The 20,002-nt window shown below is 27.5% G+C and carries 19 protein-coding genes; 5 read left to right on the top strand and 14 right to left on the bottom strand.

All coding sequences use genetic code 11. From position 1 onward, the window contains the following. Positions 1 to 107 precede the first annotated feature (107 nt). On the bottom strand, positions 108 to 719 hold the full coding sequence (locus tag Q0W06_RS02960; protein WP_297631190.1) for a TetR/AcrR family transcriptional regulator: 612 nt from the start codon (positions 717 to 719) through the stop codon (positions 108 to 110). A gap of 142 nt (positions 720 to 861) precedes the next feature. On the opposite strand from Q0W06_RS02960, the gene Q0W06_RS02955 reads away from it, so the two are divergent. Beyond that, positions 862 to 1,866: an amidohydrolase family protein gene (locus Q0W06_RS02955; RefSeq protein ID WP_297631187.1), complete on the top strand. Its 1,005-nt coding sequence runs from the start codon at positions 862 to 864 to the stop codon at positions 1,864 to 1,866. Between the two features lie 64 nt (positions 1,867 to 1,930). Here Q0W06_RS02955 and Q0W06_RS02950 read toward each other — a convergent pair whose 3' ends face one another. The 9 genes from Q0W06_RS02950 to Q0W06_RS02910 all read right to left on the bottom strand — a co-directional run bounded on the left by Q0W06_RS02950 (position 1,931) and on the right by Q0W06_RS02910 (position 11,013). After that, positions 1,931 to 2,590 carry a hypothetical protein gene (locus Q0W06_RS02950; RefSeq protein ID WP_297631184.1) on the bottom strand — a complete coding sequence of 220 codons (660 nt, stop codon included), beginning with the start codon at positions 2,588 to 2,590 and terminating at the stop codon, positions 1,931 to 1,933. Positions 2,591 to 2,679: 89 nt separating this feature from the next. Further along, positions 2,680 to 4,020, bottom strand: a complete 1,341-nt coding sequence (locus Q0W06_RS02945) for a VWA-like domain-containing protein (RefSeq protein ID WP_297631181.1) — start codon at positions 4,018 to 4,020, stop codon at positions 2,680 to 2,682. Positions 4,021 to 4,038: 18 nt separating this feature from the next. After that, on the bottom strand, positions 4,039 to 5,118 hold the full coding sequence (locus Q0W06_RS02940; RefSeq protein WP_297631178.1) for an AAA family ATPase: 1,080 nt from the start codon (positions 5,116 to 5,118) through the stop codon (positions 4,039 to 4,041). A gap of 22 nt (positions 5,119 to 5,140) precedes the next feature. Continuing rightward, positions 5,141 to 5,854: a hypothetical protein gene (locus Q0W06_RS02935; RefSeq protein ID WP_297631176.1), complete on the bottom strand. Its 714-nt coding sequence runs from the start codon at positions 5,852 to 5,854 to the stop codon at positions 5,141 to 5,143. 152 nt (positions 5,855 to 6,006) lie between these two features. Beyond that, positions 6,007 to 6,798 carry a GTP pyrophosphokinase family protein gene (locus tag Q0W06_RS02930; protein ID WP_297631174.1) on the bottom strand — a complete coding sequence of 264 codons (792 nt, stop codon included), beginning with the start codon at positions 6,796 to 6,798 and terminating at the stop codon, positions 6,007 to 6,009. A gap of 109 nt (positions 6,799 to 6,907) precedes the next feature. Continuing rightward, positions 6,908 to 7,591 (bottom strand): metallophosphoesterase, encoded by a 684-nt coding sequence (locus Q0W06_RS02925; RefSeq protein WP_297631173.1) that lies wholly within the window; start codon positions 7,589 to 7,591, stop codon positions 6,908 to 6,910. Positions 7,592 to 7,799: 208 nt separating this feature from the next. Further along, entirely contained in the window at positions 7,800 to 8,210 is a 411-nt protein-coding gene (locus tag Q0W06_RS02920; protein WP_297631171.1) for a hypothetical protein, read from the bottom strand. Positions 8,211 to 8,480: 270 nt separating this feature from the next. Further along, entirely contained in the window at positions 8,481 to 9,608 is a 1,128-nt protein-coding gene (locus Q0W06_RS02915; RefSeq protein WP_297631169.1) for a Ger(x)C family spore germination protein, read from the bottom strand. Further along, complete coding sequence (locus tag Q0W06_RS02910) at positions 9,586 to 11,013, bottom strand: spore germination protein (RefSeq protein ID WP_297631166.1); 1,428 nt, start codon at positions 11,011 to 11,013, stop codon at positions 9,586 to 9,588. The genes Q0W06_RS02915 and Q0W06_RS02910 overlap by 23 nt, the downstream gene beginning before the upstream one ends. Positions 11,014 to 11,114: 101 nt before the next feature. On the opposite strand from Q0W06_RS02910, the gene Q0W06_RS02905 reads away from it, so the two are divergent. Next, the gene (locus Q0W06_RS02905) at positions 11,115 to 12,188 is read left to right on the top strand and encodes an endospore germination permease (RefSeq protein WP_297631163.1); all 1,074 of its coding nucleotides are present in this window, start codon (positions 11,115 to 11,117) and stop codon (positions 12,186 to 12,188) included. A 104-nt stretch (positions 12,189 to 12,292) separates the two neighbouring features. Continuing rightward, entirely contained in the window at positions 12,293 to 13,297 is a 1,005-nt protein-coding gene (trpS, locus tag Q0W06_RS02900) for a tryptophan--tRNA ligase (protein ID WP_297631160.1), read from the top strand. A 32-nt stretch (positions 13,298 to 13,329) separates the two neighbouring features. Here the strand turns inward: trpS and Q0W06_RS02895 are convergent, their stop codons facing one another. Together Q0W06_RS02895 and galU are read right to left on the bottom strand one after the other, a co-directional pair. Continuing rightward, positions 13,330 to 14,280 carry an LCP family protein gene (locus tag Q0W06_RS02895; RefSeq protein WP_297631158.1) on the bottom strand — a complete coding sequence of 317 codons (951 nt, stop codon included), beginning with the start codon at positions 14,278 to 14,280 and terminating at the stop codon, positions 13,330 to 13,332. Between the two features lie 108 nt (positions 14,281 to 14,388). Then, entirely contained in the window at positions 14,389 to 15,267 is an 879-nt protein-coding gene (gene galU, locus Q0W06_RS02890; RefSeq protein ID WP_297631155.1) for a UTP--glucose-1-phosphate uridylyltransferase GalU, read from the bottom strand. A gap of 265 nt (positions 15,268 to 15,532) precedes the next feature. Between galU and brnQ the strand changes: the two genes are divergently transcribed. Continuing rightward, positions 15,533 to 16,807, top strand: a complete 1,275-nt coding sequence (gene brnQ, locus Q0W06_RS02885) for a branched-chain amino acid transport system II carrier protein (protein ID WP_297631152.1) — start codon at positions 15,533 to 15,535, stop codon at positions 16,805 to 16,807. 51 nt (positions 16,808 to 16,858) lie between these two features. Here brnQ and Q0W06_RS02880 read toward each other — a convergent pair whose 3' ends face one another. Together Q0W06_RS02880 and Q0W06_RS02875 are read right to left on the bottom strand one after the other, a co-directional pair. Then, positions 16,859 to 17,611 (bottom strand): hypothetical protein, encoded by a 753-nt coding sequence (locus Q0W06_RS02880; protein ID WP_297631149.1) that lies wholly within the window; start codon positions 17,609 to 17,611, stop codon positions 16,859 to 16,861. A gap of 89 nt (positions 17,612 to 17,700) precedes the next feature. Beyond that, a complete protein-coding gene (locus tag Q0W06_RS02875; protein WP_297631146.1) occupies positions 17,701 to 18,822 on the bottom strand; it encodes an NAD/NADP-dependent octopine/nopaline dehydrogenase family protein in 1,122 nt (373 codons plus the stop codon). A 443-nt stretch (positions 18,823 to 19,265) separates the two neighbouring features. Here Q0W06_RS02875 and Q0W06_RS02870 point away from each other — a divergent pair, with 443 nt between their 5' ends. Continuing rightward, positions 19,266 to 19,991, top strand: a complete 726-nt coding sequence (locus Q0W06_RS02870; RefSeq protein WP_297631143.1) for a gamma-glutamyl-gamma-aminobutyrate hydrolase family protein — start codon at positions 19,266 to 19,268, stop codon at positions 19,989 to 19,991. Positions 19,992 to 20,002 lie beyond the last annotated feature (11 nt).

The following is a 20,002-nucleotide window of genomic DNA, read 5'->3' as shown; positions in this document are numbered from 1 at the left end:
AGTGTTTATGTTAATCAACTCCTTTGAGTATATATAAACACATTTAAACACATTTGTCTATATATTTATTAACTATTGGTTTCCTCCTATTATTACAAAGTTAATTTTTATTTTATTATTCCTAATGCTCTTATTGGTCCTAACACACTAATCTTTGTTAATTGTTCTGCTATATATTGGGGAGAATCTATACATCCTTCTTTTAACCACCATGCTATCATCCCCATACAGGATGCACTAGTAAACTCAAATAGAAATTCTCTATCCACTAGACAATCCCCTTCAAATACTACTTCTCCCATTAAATCTTTATAAACTTTATTTTTTATAGTGTTTTTCATTTGCTCCCTAAATTTTATGCTTCCATTTTCTCCTAGCATAACCTGAAAAAAGTCTTTATTTTTCTGAACAAAATTAAACATTTCAAAAAAAGTATCTTTTGGTTTATTCTCATTAAACTTTTCACTTTTTATACTATTTATTTTTTGTGCTCTTTTTATCCATAATACAAATTCCTCTAAGACTCCACTAGAAATTTTTTCTATAAAATCATCTTTATTTTCATAATGTAAATAAAAAGTTCCTCTATTTACTTCAGCATTTTTTACTATCTCATTTATTGAAATTAAATTTATATTTTTTCTTTTTGCAATTTCAATAAAAGAATTTAAAATATTTCTTTTTGTTTTTATTACTCTTATATCAATTTTTTCTTTCATATTTAACGTACTTTCTCCAATTTTAATAAACATTTTTCTCATTCTTGTACATTATTAGACAAATATTTTATTTTTGCACATTGAATTTTATCTTTTTTATTTTATTATATAGCTAAACATTATTGAAAGGTAGGTCCTTTATATGAACAAATATTCAAAAATAGATATACATCACCACATTATTCCTTCTGAATATATCCAAGCTTTAAAAGAATATGGAATTTCTGATTCCGCTGGCTTAAATATTCATAGTACAACTGCTGAAGATAGCATTAAATTTATGGATGCCAATAATATCGATATTGCCATCTGCTCTATTTCTGAGCCTGTAACTATACCTTTTAAAGATAAAGAAAAAGCTTCTGCTCTTTCTCGTAAGTTAAATGAAATTGAAAAAAGTTATATAGATAAATATCCAACTAGATTTGGTGCATTTGCATCCTTACCTCTACCTTTTATTGAAGAATCATTAGAAGAAATTCATTATGCTCTTGATATTTTAAAATTAGATGGAATAGGTCTTTTATCTAACTATGAAGATAAATTTTTAGGAGACCCTATATTTGATCCAATATTTGAAGAACTAAACAAAAGAAAGGCTACAGTGTTTATTCACCCTAGTGTTCCACCTAAAACACTACCTCGCCCTTACTTTATTATGGCTGACTTTGTTGAGGAGTTTGTTTTTAATACGACTAGAGCTGCAACTAATCTAATCTTAAGTGGAACTTTAGAACGTTTCCCAGATATAAAGATAATATTAGCTCATGCAGGTGGTACTCTACCTTATCTTAAATTTAGAATTGAAAACACTTTTAAGTTTGCTAAAGCTTTAAGTTCTTCTAATCAAATAAAAAAACCATTAGTTAATGAAAGATATAATTCTGTTACTAAAGATGTATCTTTTTATATAAATAAATTTTATTATGATTTGGCTTTATCTATAGATAATAGTGTTTATTCCTCATTAGCTTCAGTAACATCTCTAAATCATATTTTATTTGGTTCTGATGCTAATTATGCTCCTCCAAGTTTTCCTGTTGAAGCTGAAAATTCTTTAACTACAACTTCTGGCTTTGATAAAGAAACTATTTCAAATATTTTCTTTAATAATTCCTTAGAATTATTTTCTCGTTTCAAAAAATAGAAAGGTGAAGCTAAGCTTCACCTTTCTATTTTAAAATACTATCTCTATTTCTAGTTTTCAAAAGTTATATTTCATTTACTACTTTATTTTCTTTTGAAAAATTATAATCTGAAAATTTAATATTTATATTATTTATTTTATCTAACATATCTATCCAATATTCTTTTTTTACAACAACTTCTTCTCTCTCTTTTCCTTCAAGTCCCTTTAATTCATTTTCATCATAAGTTTTAAATACACCGCTTATTTCTATCAATAAACTTTGAATTTCTAAGAAATCTTCCTTTTCTTTTTTTGTTAATTTATAGATTCCTTTATTATCTTCCATAACATTTATAAGCATATTTTTCATATATTCTTCAATTATAAAAAATATATCTGTACCTACATTTCTATCACTTTCAATTTTTGTAGAATTAATTATAGGCTTATTTTCATAAAAATTATAATCCTCCCACAAATCTATCATATTAGATGATATTATAGCTACATTATCATAAATAGTTAAAATATTTACTCCTTTGTATTGCCCTGTTTCTAACATTCCATCTACTACTACTAAACTTCCTTCTACTTTGTCCCGTATTCCTAACATATAAGAATACGTATTTTTTAAAGCTTTTGTTTTGTAAATATAATGATTGACACTTAAATAAATATTCATTGAAAGACTTATCCCTAAAATTATTAATACAATCTTAAAATAACTTATTTTCCCCCTCATAAAATTCCCCCTACATTATTTATATTACCATAACAGCCCTATTATTTCTATAAATTGTAAGCCTTTTATAAGGTTTGTTACCTTTAATTTTATCCTTCTCTTCTATCAGGCATCATCTCTCTATACATTTGTATTCCTGTAGCTCTATCAATCTTTTCTTTCTTTATATTTTTTAACCTTTTAATCATATAGGGTCCATCCTTAAGAGATAATTCTTCCTCTTCTCCTGTAAGAACCCATATTATATTTTTTTTATTCCATTTTACCGATAATTCTTTTTCTCCTACTCCATCTGTAAAATAAACTATTGGTCTATCATATAGCTTACTTTTCTTTAAATACTCAAAAACTGGTGAAAAAGCTGTGGCTCCTAAAGAGTCATATCTATCTTGTAATTCTTTTATAGAATTTATATTATATACTCGTCTAACTTCATTATCACACTCGATAATTTTAACTTTAGCTCTTCTACTATCCGCTATCTGTATTACTTCAATAATAATTTTTTTAAATTCATCTTCACTAATACTTCCACTTATATCAATAGCTACAATTATCTCTGGTATTCTATCTCTAAGTTTTCCTCTTAAATCTAATCTATCTCTTTGCCTTCTATCTAATCTAGTTGTAGTTTTTTTATAGCCTCTTTCTATAGATGGGATAAGCTTCTTTAGTACACTTTGCCATGGTACTTCTGCTTCATCTTTATTCTTTATATAACCTTCTAAACTTTGAGGAATCTTTTCTTTATCAACACCAATAATAGTTTTATTTTTAATACTTTCTGCTATTTCTGGAGATACCTCTAATGTTTCCCATATATCATGTGTAGTTTGGATATCAAATTTTCTCTTTTGATCATCACTTTCTACATTTTTCTTTTCTTCCTTTTGTCTTCTTCTTATCTTTTTATCTATCTCTTTTGCATAATATTCAATTGGCATATCCTCTTCTAAATGGACATTATATTCAAGTTCCGCTCTATCAAATCTCATTGCATCCATTGGTAAATCTTTAATAAATTGATTTATTGCCACATCTAGTGCTACATTTACAGCTTCCTTTGAATAGGAATTTCTAAGAACTTTTTCTCTTTCATAATGGGAAAACATTATATGATAAATTTCATGTTTAAAAAGAGCTCCCATTTCCTTTAATGAACATTGTAAAAATAGCTTAGGATTAAAATACATAACAAATTCAGTTCCTTTTGGAACTGTTCCTAAAGGGCATGTTAATGAAAAGCTTATTTCTCTTTTTATCTTAAGCATAAAGCTTCCAAAAAAAGCATCTTCACCTTTCATCATATATATCACTACATCAGACACTAAATCGAAGAATTCTTTATTAAAATTACTATCTTCAATTTTATTATCTAATATTCTTAAGGTCCTTCGAAATAAATCTTCTCTCTTCTCATCAAACCTCATTTAAATCACCTCTTATTCTTAGAAATCATATATTGAGAAAAATGCCTCTAAGAATTCATTTGTATCTAAAAGTTCTTCATAAATTCCATTTTTAGATTCTCTCTTTATCTCTTTCATTATTCCAAGCCTTAAATCTCTTGGATAAAACTCTAATAACTTACCAAATATTTTTAATTTATCTTCTCTATCTTTCTCATCTTCTAAGAAAGTAATTACTTTCTTTATTAAAATATATAGTCTTGAATTTGATTCTTCTTTTATTCTATCTACAGTATCACTACTTAAAACATCATAAGCAAAAATATCACTTACATCTATCATTGGCTTTTTATTTTCTTTTATAAAGCTCATAAAGTCTAATGCAATTTCATTTCCTATATTACCTTTTACAATATTCATAAATACTTCTTCACTATAAATATCTTTATTTTCCTTATACATTCTATAAGCTTTAGAAACTCTTTCAAAACTTCTTGGACTTGGTTTAATATCACTATCAACAGCCTTACTGTTTAGATATTCTGGAAATGTTGAAATGAACTGAATAACCATATCTTCTACATTATCATTTTTCATTCCCCATTTTATCCATTCCTTAACATCCGCCTCCATATTTAACCACACAAATCTGTCTTTTTGTGCTAAATCCATTTCAACAACATCATATCCTTCGCCATTAAATCCATCTTCACTAAAGGGATTTACAGCTGCCACTACATTTATCTTTTCATTTATTTTAAATCCATTTATCTCTCTATTTAAAATAATATTCATAAGTTCTTGCTGAACTGCATGTTCACATCTGTTAAGTTCATCAATAAATACTAAAACATTATTTCCTTTCTCCGCTTCTTCTCCTGCTAAAGCTAACTTACTATGTGTTGCATAAACAGTCCTTCCATTTACAACAGTAGGAAGTCCTCCAATCTCTCCTTCTTTTAAAAGATTGGCATCTATAGTTATTAATTTTGCTTTCATCTCATCGCTTAATTCTTTAACTAATGCAGTTTTTCCTATTCCACTTTCTCCTACTATAATAGGCACATCTCCAACACTTACAACTAGCTTTACAGCATTTTTTATATCTGAATATTTCATTTTTCACCACTACTTTCTATACTTATAAAACACAATCAACTATATATTTTTTTGCTTTTTTATCACCATGTATCTTAACAAAATCTAATTTATCCATTTCTAACATTTCTAACTCTACAAAACTTTTCATATAGTCATATGTCATATTTCCTGATTCTAGCTTTTCTCTTAATACATCTAAAACCATATCCTCATCAATTGAATCATAAACATATTTATATACATTAATATTAGTTCCTAAAAAATCTTTTATTTCATCATAGGAATAGTTTGAAATAAAGTTTATAGCTTCTTCATTTTGTTTAATTGCTAAAAGCTTACTTTCTAAACTTGGATTTTTTATATACTTTATTGCTCCCCAATATTTATTTATGGCTTCATTCTGTAATTCTTGTTCTGGATTTTCTATATATTTTATTGCATCAAAATCCTTTAATATAGCCATCTCTTTTAATTCATAACTTGGATTTTCTACATATTGTATAGCCCATCCTTTTACTGAAATAGCTCGTTTTATTATTTTTTCTGTAGGATTTTTTATATATTTTAATGAATTCCAAAGAGCAGTTACTGCTAGTATTCCTGCCTCTTCAGATAAATTTGCTATATGTTCTACAGCTAATGGATTACTCTTAACAGCTATTAATTGTAACTCCTCTGATGGATCTTTAATATCTCTTATTATTAATCCATTTCTACTTAACTCATCTTTATTAATCTCATTATTAAAACTCATAATATTTCCACCTCTAACAATATCAATAAATAATAATTATTATTTAATTTTTCTTGTTTAATTGTACCATTCCTTACTATTTTACTCAAGATTAAATTTATATACTTTGTTATACGTTAAAAAAGAACTCACTTCAAAGTGAGCTCTCCAATTTATTCTTTATATTTATCTACTTCTTTTTTTATGGACATTAAAAGACTATTTAACTCCCAAACATCCCCATCATCTATAAGTTTATTTAATGCTTTTTCATATCTGCTTGCTTCTGCTACTTTTCCAAATGATATTAAAGTTAGTATACTATTCATAATACTTGAAATAATACTAGATTTAACTTCAAAAAGTTTTTGAGCATCTTTTATTTCATCTTTTATTTCAAGCATCTCTTCATCTAATATAAATGCAGCATCTGCAGCTGTTTTTAATTTTTGTTTCAGTTCTGGAGGTATCTGTTGCTTATATTTATAGTTTAATGAATGTTCTATTGTTGCCCAAAAGTTCATTGCTAAAGTTCTTATTTGAAATTCTGCTAATATTTCAATTTGGCCATCAACTAAATTTACAGGATATTTTATTATCATATGATAACTTCTATATCCGCTGCCCTTTACATTTGCAACATAATCCTTCTCATAAAGAATAGTCATATCTTTTCTTGCTCTTAAAAGTTCAACCACTGTGTCTATATCATCAACAAATTGACACATGACTCTTATACCTGCAATATCTTCCATTTCGAATCTTATTCTCTCTACAGGAATTCCAAATTTATTTGCCTTTTCTAAAATACTAGATATTTCTTTTACTCTTCCTGTAACAAATTCTATAGGTGAATATTCATTTTTCTTTCTATACTCTTTTCTTATACTTCTTAATTTTACCTTTAACTCATCAACCGCTTGTTCATAAGGTACTAAAAAATGTTTCCAATTATTTACAGCCATGTTAACCACCTTACTTTTTTTCTCTCTTTATTATATCAAACTTTCAAATTAGATGTATAAATTTTTCATAACTTTCTCTAATGTTGCATTTATATGGCATACCCTATAATTAAAGTATTCTTACAGGATCAAATCTCAAATAATCAGATGATGTCATTATGTATTCTACTCCATTTCTAGTTCCCTCAAAAATATTCTTCAATCCATATCCATGAATATGCCCATAAATAACCTTTTCAACTTTATATTCTTCTAATATTTTTGTAAACTCTGAATCTTCAAACTTATCATTCATTGGCGGATAATGTATCATTACTATTATTTTTTCATATCCAGCCTTTTTAGCTTCATCTAATGATAATTTAAGACGTATGCATTCTCTACTATAAATTTTCACATCATGCTCTGTATATTTTTCATTCGGTGCTATCCACCCTCTAGTTCCACATATAGCATAATCTTCATATGTATAAAAATTATTTTGAATAAACTTTGTTTTATTAAAAAGCTTATTTAACTTTGTTATACTTGCCCACCAATAGTCGTGATTTCCTTTAGATATAATTTTACTTCCTGGTAATTTATCTATCCATTTTAAATCTTCTTCACTTTCTGACCATTTCATAGCCCAAGAAATATCTCCTGCTATTAAAACAACATCTTCCTCTGTTACTTTTTCAATCCAATTTTCTTTTATTTTTTCATCATGTCTCGCCCAATTATCTCCAAATATATCCATAGGTTTATCTGTATTTAAAGATAAATGTAAATCCGATATTGCATATAATGCCATTATTTATCACCTTTCTATATTAAATATATTATATATTATTCTAAAACTTTCTCTTTAGTATTTATATTATATAATAAATCCCGCAAAGTTTTATTATATCTTCAAATATTTTTCTACTTATAATTTATTTCTATGTAAACAAAAAAATACGCCTCTTAAATAAATAAGAAGCATATTTCTTTCTCGCTTTTTTGAAACCCTTTACACATTATGCATACTGCTGTATAAAATGTGGAATATCTTCGGATTTTTCGCTATTTATATTAATAAACATTTTAACTCCATTTTTTTTGCATAGATTACTTAATTTAAAAAATAAATCTTTTGTATTTTCTAATGAACAATCTACTACACTCAATAATCCATCAATATAAATAGTTTCTATATCATAATCATTTGAAATTATTCCACTTAAAAAACCATAGAAAGCCGTGCATCCTCTTATCTCAAATTCATCTGTTGAAACAAAACGTACTTTCCTATTCACAAGCCTTGCATTAGTACTATCATCATCAATAAAGATAAGATTCCCCTTTGCATCTCTACTTTTACTATTAGCCATCTCTATAAGTCTTTTTGTTTTTCCTGCTCCTCTTTCACCACAAAAAATCTGAATCATAAATTTCAACCCCTATTTAATTCTTTTAATTCATTATATTCAAACAACACTTTTTTATACTCAAAAAAATTAAGATTATCAAAGTAATCTTTGATAATCTTATCTCCAAACTATTCTATTTTCCCTTCTCTTTTAGCTTTATATAAATTATTATCCGCATTATTCCCTAATCCAAGTTAAGCTTTTATAAATACTATCTCTCTATTAAATCATACCCTTTTTAAAACTTAATTTCAATATACTTACATGTAAATATTACCCATTATATTATTAAGAAAAATAGCTTTCTCTTATTACACTAGTTCCTTCAATATTTAAATTAACTTTTACTTCTAAATCTAAAATACTCAATACATTTGATTTTATAAGTGATGGGTATTTCATTTCTAATAACCTCTCTACTCCTAATATATCTATATTTTTTCTATTAAATTTATCAAAAAATTGATTTAAATATTCCTCTATTCGTCTCTCCTCATTAGCTACAAAATTTGCCATTGATTCCTTATCTACTATAAATCTTCCTTGTGCTTCAGCTAATGTTGTTTTTAAATTCACAGTTTTTTTAAGTAGTACTCTATTTCCATCGTATTCTACACTAGTATCTGTTTTATTATTTAAAATTTCTAATGTAATAAATCCTTTTTCCATTTGAGGATTTGGTGCTTCCACTGTTCCTGTTTTAATATTATCCCACATCATATTATAGCTAAACCCATCTAGAATACTTATCCTCTCTTGCATAATATTGTCTTTCATGATAACACCACCACTTAGCTCAACTCTTTCATCTACAACATCTTTTCTTATTTCTATTGCTCCAAGTAATGCATAGTTACTTCCCATGCCTGAGTTTACCATATAATCATTAACCCCAGTAATTATCGCCCTAGGATTTGCTTTATTTTTTTGTACAACTTCATTTAAGAATATTCCTAAATATTCTTCATCACTAGCTACTATAGTCAATAATTTATTTACATCTCCAAAATATACAAACATATATGGTTTAAATAAAAATTCCTGATCATTATTTAATATGCTTAAAAATTTATTTACTCCTTTTTTAGCTGCAGCCTCAGTAAAAATAATTGCTCTATTTTGAGTAAAATTTATTTTATATGTAGAAGCCATATTTACATCTCTTATAGCTTCTAATATTGTCTTTCCTTGTCCTTTATATATAATTCTTTTTCCGTTATCTGAACTTTCATTGTTATTTCTATAAGGCTTAACGCAATCCATATACACTATAACATTATCTAACGGATCTAAATCAAATACCACACTTGTTACAAATGTGGCATTATTTATATCATTATAGTTATAGCATCCTGCTAACATAAGGAGTATAACCAAAATTAAAACTATGAGTTTAATCAGTTTTCTTATGCTCATCCTTATCACCTTTCCCAACTACTTCTTTTGAAATTCTTCCCAAATTTCCTCTAAATAAAACATCTTTAAACTTAAATTTTTCATAACTTCCTAATGGAAAGAGATATGAATAGCCTCCAGTTTCTAAATCTGCTATTCTTGCTATAAAAATTAACATGCTTGAAAAAATCCCTGGTAATCCAAATAATGCTCCTACTACTACAAATATAATAGACCATATTGATAATGCTCCATACATTTTAGGTATTAAAAAATAACTAAGCATGCTTAAAGCTATTATTATTATTGTTATTCTTGAAGCTATTCCAGCTCCAACAGCAGCCTCTCCTAATATAAGCCCTGAAACTATACTTAATGCACTTCCTATAGGCTGTGGAAGTCTGAGTCCTGCTTCTTTTATAATCTGGAAAGAAATCATCATTATTATTACCTCTAAAACTGTAGGTAATGGAACCCCTGCTCTCGAAACTGCAAGCCTAAATAAAAATAATGCTGGAATTAATGAAAAATGATATGTTATAACAGCTACATAAAAACCTGGTAAAAAAGTTGCTAAAAAAAACGCAAACCATCTTAAAACTCTTGTGAAATTTGCAAAAACTTTATTTATGTAATAATCATCTGACATTTGAAAGTTTTCTAAGAAAAAATATGGAATTGTTATTACAAATGGTGTACCATCAACTAAAATAGCCACTCTTCCCTCCAATATTTTTGCTGCTACTTCATCTGGCTTTTCTGTATATCCAACTGTATCGAATACAGATTCCTTATTTTTCAACCTAGTTTCTATATAATTTGTATCTAATAAAAATTCAATATTTATAGACTTTATTTTTTCTTTTGCATATTGAATCAATGATTCTGGTGCAACACCCTTAATATAAGAAATACATACTGCTGTTTGACTTTTATTTCCTAAATAAGTTGACTCAAATTTCAAATTTGGATTTTTAATCTTTCGTCTTAATAAAGAAATATTATCTACAAATAATTCATTAAACCCTTCTCTTGGTCCTTTTACTACAGCTTCTGTAAGAGGAATACCTATTCCTCTTCTAACCATTCCTTTTGCTTCACAAAATATTACCTCTTCATAATCTGCTATAAATATAACTACATCTCCTGAAATAATATGAAGATATATATCTTCTATATCATTTTTATCTTTTACATAGTCCACCAAATTAATATCTAATACATACTTTAATATGTCATCCATACTTTTGCATTCATATTTTTTTTCTTTTAATGGAATTACTATGTATTGACTAACAAGGTCTGTGCTACACATGTTATCTACAAAAACCAATGTTGCCATTCCTAACTCTGTTTCAACTTCCCTATACTTTACATCAAAACATCCTTCGAAATTTTCTTTTACTTTTTTTAATATTGTATTCATCTCTACATCACCTAAAAATATTATTCCTAAAATTATGTTTAATATTCATTATTTTAGGAATACTAGCTTTAAATTGAAATTTTATAAAAAGGGTGAAATTTATGATAAAAATTACTTCTAAACACTTTGCTTTCCTTATAATCGCAGTTACTGGAATAAGTGTAAAAACTTACTCTTCCATCTTTGTTAGAATGGGGGGACGAGATACTTGGATTTGTGCTATTATTGCTTCCATTATAATTTTTTTATTTTGGTTGTTTATTTTATTTGTTTCTAAAAGAAGAAAAGCCTTAAAAATGGAAGAAGTTTTTACTTCTGCCTTTTCAAAGCCTATAGGAACATTTCTTATTATATTATTCTGTATTGGTTTATTCTTAACCTCTTTAGAATCTGTAGTTGTTGAAGCAAGTTCCATGCATACCAACATTTTTCTCGAGTCCCCCATTTGGTATTGCATGATATTCTTTTTGATTCCTGCAAGCTATGTTGCAACTAGAAAGTTAAAAACAATAGTTATCTTATCGTTAATTGTTGTTTCCATAATTGCTATATCAAATTTTATTCTTAAACTTTTAGTATTACAGTATAAAAATTTTGATTACCTTTTCCCAATTTTATTTAATGGTTTTTCAAAGGATATTTATATTTCTATTATTATGATAGTTGGATCTTTTTCTTCAATAATGATTATCTTACCTTTTTTACGATATGTTATTGACTTAGAAAATTTATTTAAAAACTCTATATTTGGTACATTGTTCATATTATTTTTTTCGTGTCTTGTTATATTTTTTATAATAACCTCTTTTGGACCTTTACGTGCAGGAAATATATTTTATCCCGATTTTGTCCAGTCACAAATGGTTCAAGTTAAAGGTTTTATTGAGTGTGGTGATTTATTTTTCATAATTCGTTGTATTTGGAAACTATCATTAAAATATATTTTATCTATTAATGCTATATATATTTTATTTCAAAGTAAAATAAAAAATAAAAATATCTTTGTTCTTGTTTATAGCTTAATAATATTTTCTCTATCTTTATATTTAGGTAGCAACCAATTTTTTCTATTCACTATTTTAGGATATTTACAACTTATTTTACTAGTATTATTTTTTATAATTCCATTAATAGCTTATATAATATTCTTTTTTAAAACTTGGAAACCTAAATAAAATTTCACTATAATTAATGCCTTCTTTCCCTTATATAATCAAATTGACATTAAGTTTCCTCGATAATATAATTGATAGTATACGTATTTAAAAGGAGTGAAATTATGGAAAACTCAGATGCTAAAAAAGTTATTTTTAGTGGTATTCAACCCTCTGGGAATATAACCCTTGGAAACTATTTAGGTGCCTTAAAAAATTGGGTGAATTTACAGAATGATTATGATTGTTATTTTTGTGTTGTTGATTTACATGCAATAACAGTTCCACAAACACCAAAGGACCTTAGACAAAAAACTTTAGAATTACTTTCACTATACTTAGCAGCTGGCATAGATCCAGAAAAGAATACTCTTTTCATTCAATCTCATGTATCAGCTCATAGCGAATGTGCTTGGCTTCTAACATGTAACTCTTATGTCGGAGAGTTATCTAGAATGACTCAGTATAAAGATAAATCAAAAAAATTTGGTGATTCAATAGGTGCTGGATTATTCACATACCCTGTACTTATGGCTGCAGATATTCTTTTATATCAAACAGATCTTGTTCCAGTTGGTAAAGATCAAACTCAACACTTAGAGTTAACTCGTGATTTAGCTTCTAGATTTAATACTGCATATAGTGAAACTTTTAAAGTTCCAAATGGATATATTGCAAAAGAAGGCGCAAAGATTATGAGTTTACAGGAACCAACTAAAAAAATGTCTAAATCGGATGAAAATCCAAATTCATATATTTTAGTAATGGATCCTCCTGAAGTTATTAGAAAGAAAATTGCTCGTGCTGTTACTGATAGTATTGGTATCATTAACTATACAGATGAACAACCAGGAGTTAAAAATCTTATAGATATTCTATCTACACTTAAAGGAAAACAGCCTTTAGATGTTGTTAAAGATTATGAAAATCTTGGATATGCTGATTTAAAAAAAGATGTAGCTGAAGCTATTATTCTTGAACTTGCTCCTATTCAAGAGAAGGCTAAAGATTTAATGAAAGATAAAAAAGCATTAGAAGAAATTTATAGACATGGAGCTGAAAAAGCTTCTTATGTAGCCAATAAAACTCTTAGAAAAATGCAAAAGAAAATTGGATTTATTCCAAGATAAAAGGTATTGCTTTTGCAATACCTTTTTTATAATTATTTATCATTATATATAAATTCTTTTAATCTATCTGTAGTTGCTGGAATATCTAAAACTGAATAATATACACCTTTAATTTGTTCACCCTTGTAACTGCCGTCTTCTGGTAATCTTAATTGCTCCATTGGTGCTTTTAATAATCCCATGCTTCCTGTTGCAAGACTTATCATTTCAGTTGAAGAGAAACTTGTTTCTATAAAAGGAAATAAATCTCCTAAAAGTCCTGGTATTTGCGATACAGATACACTTCTTACTTGATCAAGCATACCTTCCATAACATTTCTATGTCTTTGAGTTCTTTGTTGATCTCCACCATCATATCTAATTCTTGCATATGCTAATGCTTGTTCACCATCTAAATTATATTTTCCTGGTCCATTAATATGACTTGATTTCCCACCAATATATTGATTTAAATATTTTAGATCACCACTTGTTAATTCTATTTCTATTCCACCTAAACTATTTATTATTTTAGGTAATGATGTAAAGTTTACTGTTATAAATTCTTCTATATTCATTCCAAAATTCGTATTAATAGTTTTTACTGCAAGTTGTGGTCCTCCAAATGAGTATGCATGATTTATTTTATCCATCCCATAACCTGGAATATTAACATATGCATCTCTCATAATTGAAGATAATTTTATTTTATTCGTTTCATTGTCTAAAGTTAAAATCATTATACTATCTGATCTTCCTCTTTGCCCATTCTCTGCATCAACCCCAAACAAGGCTATATTAGTTATGTTTTTATTTTTTTGTCCTGCTACTTGTTCTATTCCTAAATCTGCTTTATCTAGATCTGTCTTTTCTATTTTATTTAACATATTATAGACATAAAATGCTCCAGCCCCAAACATTACTACAATTACTACAACTAATCCTATAAGTATTCTTTTCAAAATCTTTATATTTCCAGACTCTTTTTTCTTTTTTTCCTTCATAAATATTCCCCCTAAATCCCATCTCTATGATTAAACCCTTTTTATCTTTTGCAAGAATAGTCTTCTCATAATATTAATTTATCTAAATAAATAAGCCACTTAAGTGGCCTATTTCAATGCTTCTTCCCATCTTTTACTTTCTAAATATTCTAATACAGATTCTCTTAAATCATCTCTTTTAAGAGAAAACTCTATAGTTGCTTCTAAAAATCCTTGTTTATCACCAACATCATATCTTCTTCCTTCAAAGTTATATGCATACATAGCTTCATTAGATATAAGCGTTTTCAATGCATCTGTCAATTGAATTTCATTTCCTTTACCTGGTTTTGTATTTTCTAATATTTCAAAAATTTGTGGTGTTATAATGTATCTTCCTAATATAGCTACATTACTTGGTGCTTCTTCAACACTAGGTTTTTCAACTAAATCCTTAACTTTATAAACTTTATCTTCTATATGAATTCCATTTACAATTCCATACTTAGATACGTCTTCTTTACGTACTGTTTGTACACCTAAAATAGATGTTTTATATTCGTTATAACATTCCATAAGTTGTTTCAAGCAAGGCTTCTCATTTGCTACCACATCATCCCCTAATAACACTGCAAATGGTTCATTACCAACAAATGTTTTTGCACAACATATAGCATGACCTAATCCTCTTGGCTCTTTTTGACGTATATAATGAATATCTACCATATCAGATATATCTCTTACTAATTCTAACAGTTCTTCTTTTCCTGATTTTTCTAATTCCATTTCCAATTCAATGCTTTTATCAAAATGATCTTCTATACACTTTTTATTTCTTCCTGTTATTATAAGAATTTCTTCGATTCCTGATGCTACTGCTTCTTCAATTATGTATTGAATAGTTGGTTTATCTACTATTGGCAACATTTCTTTTGGCTGAGCTTTTGTTGCAGGTAAAAATCTTGTTCCAAGACCTGCTGCAGGTATTATAGCTTTTTTAACTTTCATAATATATCCCTCTCTTTAACATAATTCTCCAACTCATTATAACATATTATTAACCTTTTATTCATCTTTTATATATTTTTCGACATTTTTAATAATTTATCACTTCGCTATATTTTTTGAAAGTTTTTTGATATTTTATTATTAAAATTACCCTTTATTTATTATCAATATCATAATTATCCCTATTTTTATTGAATTTTATATTTTTAAATGGTATATTATTGTTAATTTAATTTTAACTTGATTAAGAAATGGAGGTTTTTTTATGAAAAAAAATACAAGAGACTTTTTCATCGTAGGTTTTGCCCTATTTGCTATGTTTTTCGGAGCTGGAAATCTTATTTTCCCACCATTTTTAGGACATGCCGTTGGAAAAGACTTTGTTTTGGCTATAATAGGATTTACTTTAACAGGGGTTGGTTTACCACTACTTGCTATCATAGCTTGTACAAAAGGTGATGGAACTTTTAAGACTATGGCTTCAAAAATCAGTCCAAAGTTCGCTATAATTTTTACAGCTATTTTATTTATAGCTATTGGACCAATGCTTGGTATCCCAAGAACAGCTGCTACTACATATGAACTTACTATACAACCAATAATTCCAAATATTCCTCCATTATTATGGATGCTTATATATTTTGCAATAAATCTTTATTTTGTATTTAGTAAATCATCGATTATTGATGTAATAGGTAAATTTTTAACTCCAGCATTACTTATTATATTAGGAATCATAATTGTAAAAGGTGTATTTTTCCCTATTGGTGATATTATGAATACTAATTATACAAATGTGTTTTCATCATCTTTAGTTGAAGGATATCAAACAATGGATGCATTAGCTGCCTTACTGTTTGCTGCTATTGTAACTACTAGTATTAAATCTAAAGGATATGAAAAAGAAGAATTACTACCAATGGTTATTAAAGCTAGCTTAGTTGCTGCTATTGGACTTGCTATTGTTTATGGTGGACTTACTTTTATAGGCGCTCAAACAACAGCTTCTACAGCTGCCGACATTAATAATACTCAATTACTTCTTTTAATATCAAAAAGAATTCTAGGAAGCGCAGGAACTACTTTAATCGGTATTGCAATGGGACTTGCTTGTCTTACAACTTCTATCGGATTAATAACTGCTGGTTCTAACTTTTTTGAAGAAATATCAAAAGGAAAATTCAAATATAAATTCAATGCTATAACAATAACTGTAATTAGTATCTTTATTGGTAGCCTTGGAGTTGATAAGATAATAAAATTTTCTGGACCTATATTAAATGTGTTATACCCAGTTGCTATAACATTAATATTTACAACACTTTTTGAAAAATACTTGAAAAATAAACGAGCTGTTAAACTAAGTGTTTATGTTTCTTTAGTATTTGGAATTTTACAAGTGTTCCCTTTTATAAACTTAGGATTTATTCCTTTAGCAGCTTTAGGATTTGCATGGCTTTGCCCTACTATTTTAGCTTTAATCCTTGGGCATTTAATATTTAGAAAATGGACTCCAAATTTAGTAGAAATATCAAACTAACCTATAGTTTGATACAATAAAAAAAAGACTGCTTTTGCAGTCTTTTTTATTTTAAAGCATTTCTAATGCTGTTTGTTCTTCATTTGAAAATCTATTTTTCACAGCATTTTGTACCTCTTTAGATGATGATCTAAAATTTATTAAAACTCCATCTGAATTAGTTGTTGCTCTTCTTGCATATATTCCTTTTATAAAAGCTTTTGGACTATCCATATACTTTAATGGTTTCACTATTGAATATGCTCCTTGCACTCCATTTTGTACTGCTGTAGAAAGTAGTACATTTTGTACTGCTAAATTATTTATAACTTTTGCATATCCACCTTCTCGTCTAAGCTTTCTTATTAACTTATCATAATAATTTTCCTTAACAAAATCCATTTGCAAATTATAAAACTCTGTTGGATATTTATTAGCTAATATCTCCCATACATTATCAAACTTTTCACCATATTGAATCGTCTTATTTTTATCTGTATATTCTGCTCTAATTAGCCCAAAATAAAATCCATAATTTTCTCGCTTTAAATAATTCATAAACTCTGTTAAAGTACCTGTTTTTGAAGAAAATTGCCATGCGCCATAAGATTTTCCTCCAAAATCGCCTTTTCCTGATGAAATACTACCTGGATTATCATTTGATTCATATAAAGCTGATAATCTAGTAATTTGTCTAGTTGTATAATTGCTAGAATTTTGAGAGTTATTTCCTGTATTTATTCCTTGTGCACTTGCTGTTATAGATGTTCCTGCTACGGCTAATACTGTTGCTGTTATTGCTACGGTTGTAACTAACCTCTTCAAACTTTAGCCCCCCTATCTTTTGTATCTTTCTCTTAGTGTAAAAGCTTTTATCTTTTATAACAACATAGTTTACATATATTTAACAGATATTACTTATAATATCTTAATATCTCTTCTCTAGAATTTATATTCATATTATCCATTGTAAGTAATTCATGTGAATCTATACCTACAAGCTTACCATCTCTTATATAATCTTTTTTCAATAATTTTTGTGCCCACTCTATTATTTCATCCGTTAATGGTGTTTCTACATTTAAACTTTCTGCAAACCCCTTAATTATACATGTTCCATACTGTAAATCTTCTATAAAATATCTTGATTCTACATCTGGTATATATCCCTCTTCCACCTTTTTCATTGGTGTATTTATTCCGATAAATCCTGGTGCAGTTCTTATTTTTTGTGTAAGTTCTTCTGGTTTTTCTATATTAAATCTAGATTTTATTCTTTCAAAATCTTTAAGATTATCTCCCATTAATGCTATAGTTACTTTTTCTAATTCTTCATCTAATTTTAAAAGACACTCTGACGCAAAATTACCCCATTCTTCATAAAACAAGTAGTTTTTTTCATATATGCTTACGCCTTCTTCGTAATTTTTAAAAAGTTCGTATAATCTTGATGGATGAAAAATTGGATTTGATGGTGAAAGTGTTATCCCTAAATATGTTTCTAACGAATTACATTTTATATGAATTAAGCTAGTCATTAAATCTGCTACATAATCACCTTTTTTCCTTGGGAAAGTTGCAATATTCATAAATGGATTCTTTTCTTTTAAGTAAACGCTTTTTCCATACTCTTTTAATCTAGTAATAGATGGAACTCTTTGACTTCCAAAGAATATGCACCCTTTTTCTAAGAATTTTTCTCTATAAAACTCTGCTCCACCAAACCCTGGTATTACACCAATTATTGCACTTCTCTTTATAAATATATTTATTTCTTCTAATGCTCTTGGAATCATAAATGATGGATATGTTACTAAAATTAAATCTGCATTTTCTATCCCCTCTTTATAATTGTCTACAACTTTATGCAATTTCACTAAATGTGTTAAATTCTTTTCTTCCTCAATTAATTGGATCTCTCCACTAAATAGTTCTTTTTTTGATGTATGAAGCCAAACTTTGTTTTCCTCATTTAAAGCCATATAGCTTGCAAGATATGTCCCGATATTTCCTGCCCCCACGACACAAATATTCATAATACCAACCCCTTTTTATCTAGTTATCTAAAATTTTACCATATTAATACATTATTGTTAACATATAATTCACAATTATTTTCTTGCATAATTTTTTTATTGACAAGGTTTTTTCAATTGATATAATGTACTTATATTCAGATTGAAATAGTCGGATACGTTGATATAGAAGTTATTTAAATGAAAAGATGCAGAGAACAAGTCATATTGGTGAAAGATTTGTCTTAGTAGTTTTTATAAGGGCACTATGGAGTATGTCATGTGAAATAATAGTAGTTTGACAGGTTAGCTACCTTATAGCTAGAATTTTAAGAATTCATTGAGGGACTTTTGTCTAAAGTAGAGTGGAACCGCCTAAAAATTTAGGTCTCTATACTTTAGAGAAAAGTCTCTTTTTTTCATATAATGTATTAAATGAATTATTTAAACGGAGGGGACAAATTATGAAAAAAAAGATTATAGGAATATCATGTAACATTATTAAATCAAAAGATAACGATTCTTTCCCTGGTTCTACTTTGCAAAGAATTTTTACAGATTATGTAGAAGCAGTAAAACTATCTGGTGGAATCCCTATCTTAATTCCTATTACTAATGATTTAGAAGTAATCAAAAATCAAGTTAGCATTATAGATGGTTTGATTGTAAGTGGTGGCTATGACATTGATCCACTTCTTTATAATGAAGAACCTAGTAAAAATTTAGGAAGTACTTCAAATCTAAGAGACTTTTGTGAGTTTAACCTTTTTAGAGAAGCTATGAAAAAAAATATTCCTTGCTTAGGAATATGTAGAGGACATCAAATTTTGAATGTAGTAAATGGTGGGACTCTTTATCAAGATATTAACTCACTTGATAATTTTTTTGTTAGTCATATTCAAAAAGGTGATCAAAATAAACCTTCACATTCAATTTCTATAGACAAAAATTCTAATCTTTATAATATTTTTGGGGAACATTATAAAGTGAATTCCTTTCATCATCAAGCTATAAAAAATGTAGCAGATGGCTTTAAAGTATCTGCTAAAGCTCTTGATGGAACTATAGAATCAATTGAGAAAATTGATGAAAGTAATTTCCTTATGGGGGTTCAATGGCATCCTGAAATAATGGCTCAAGATGATGCTAAAACTTTAGAGCTTTTTAAATACTTTATTTCAAAATGTTAAAAATTTAAAAC

The sequence above is a fragment of the uncultured Clostridium sp. genome (genome assembly GCF_947072515.1).
Taxonomy (GTDB): Bacteria; Bacillota; Clostridia; order Clostridiales; family Clostridiaceae; genus Clostridium.
This window is presented reverse-complemented; position numbering and strand designations above follow the sequence as displayed.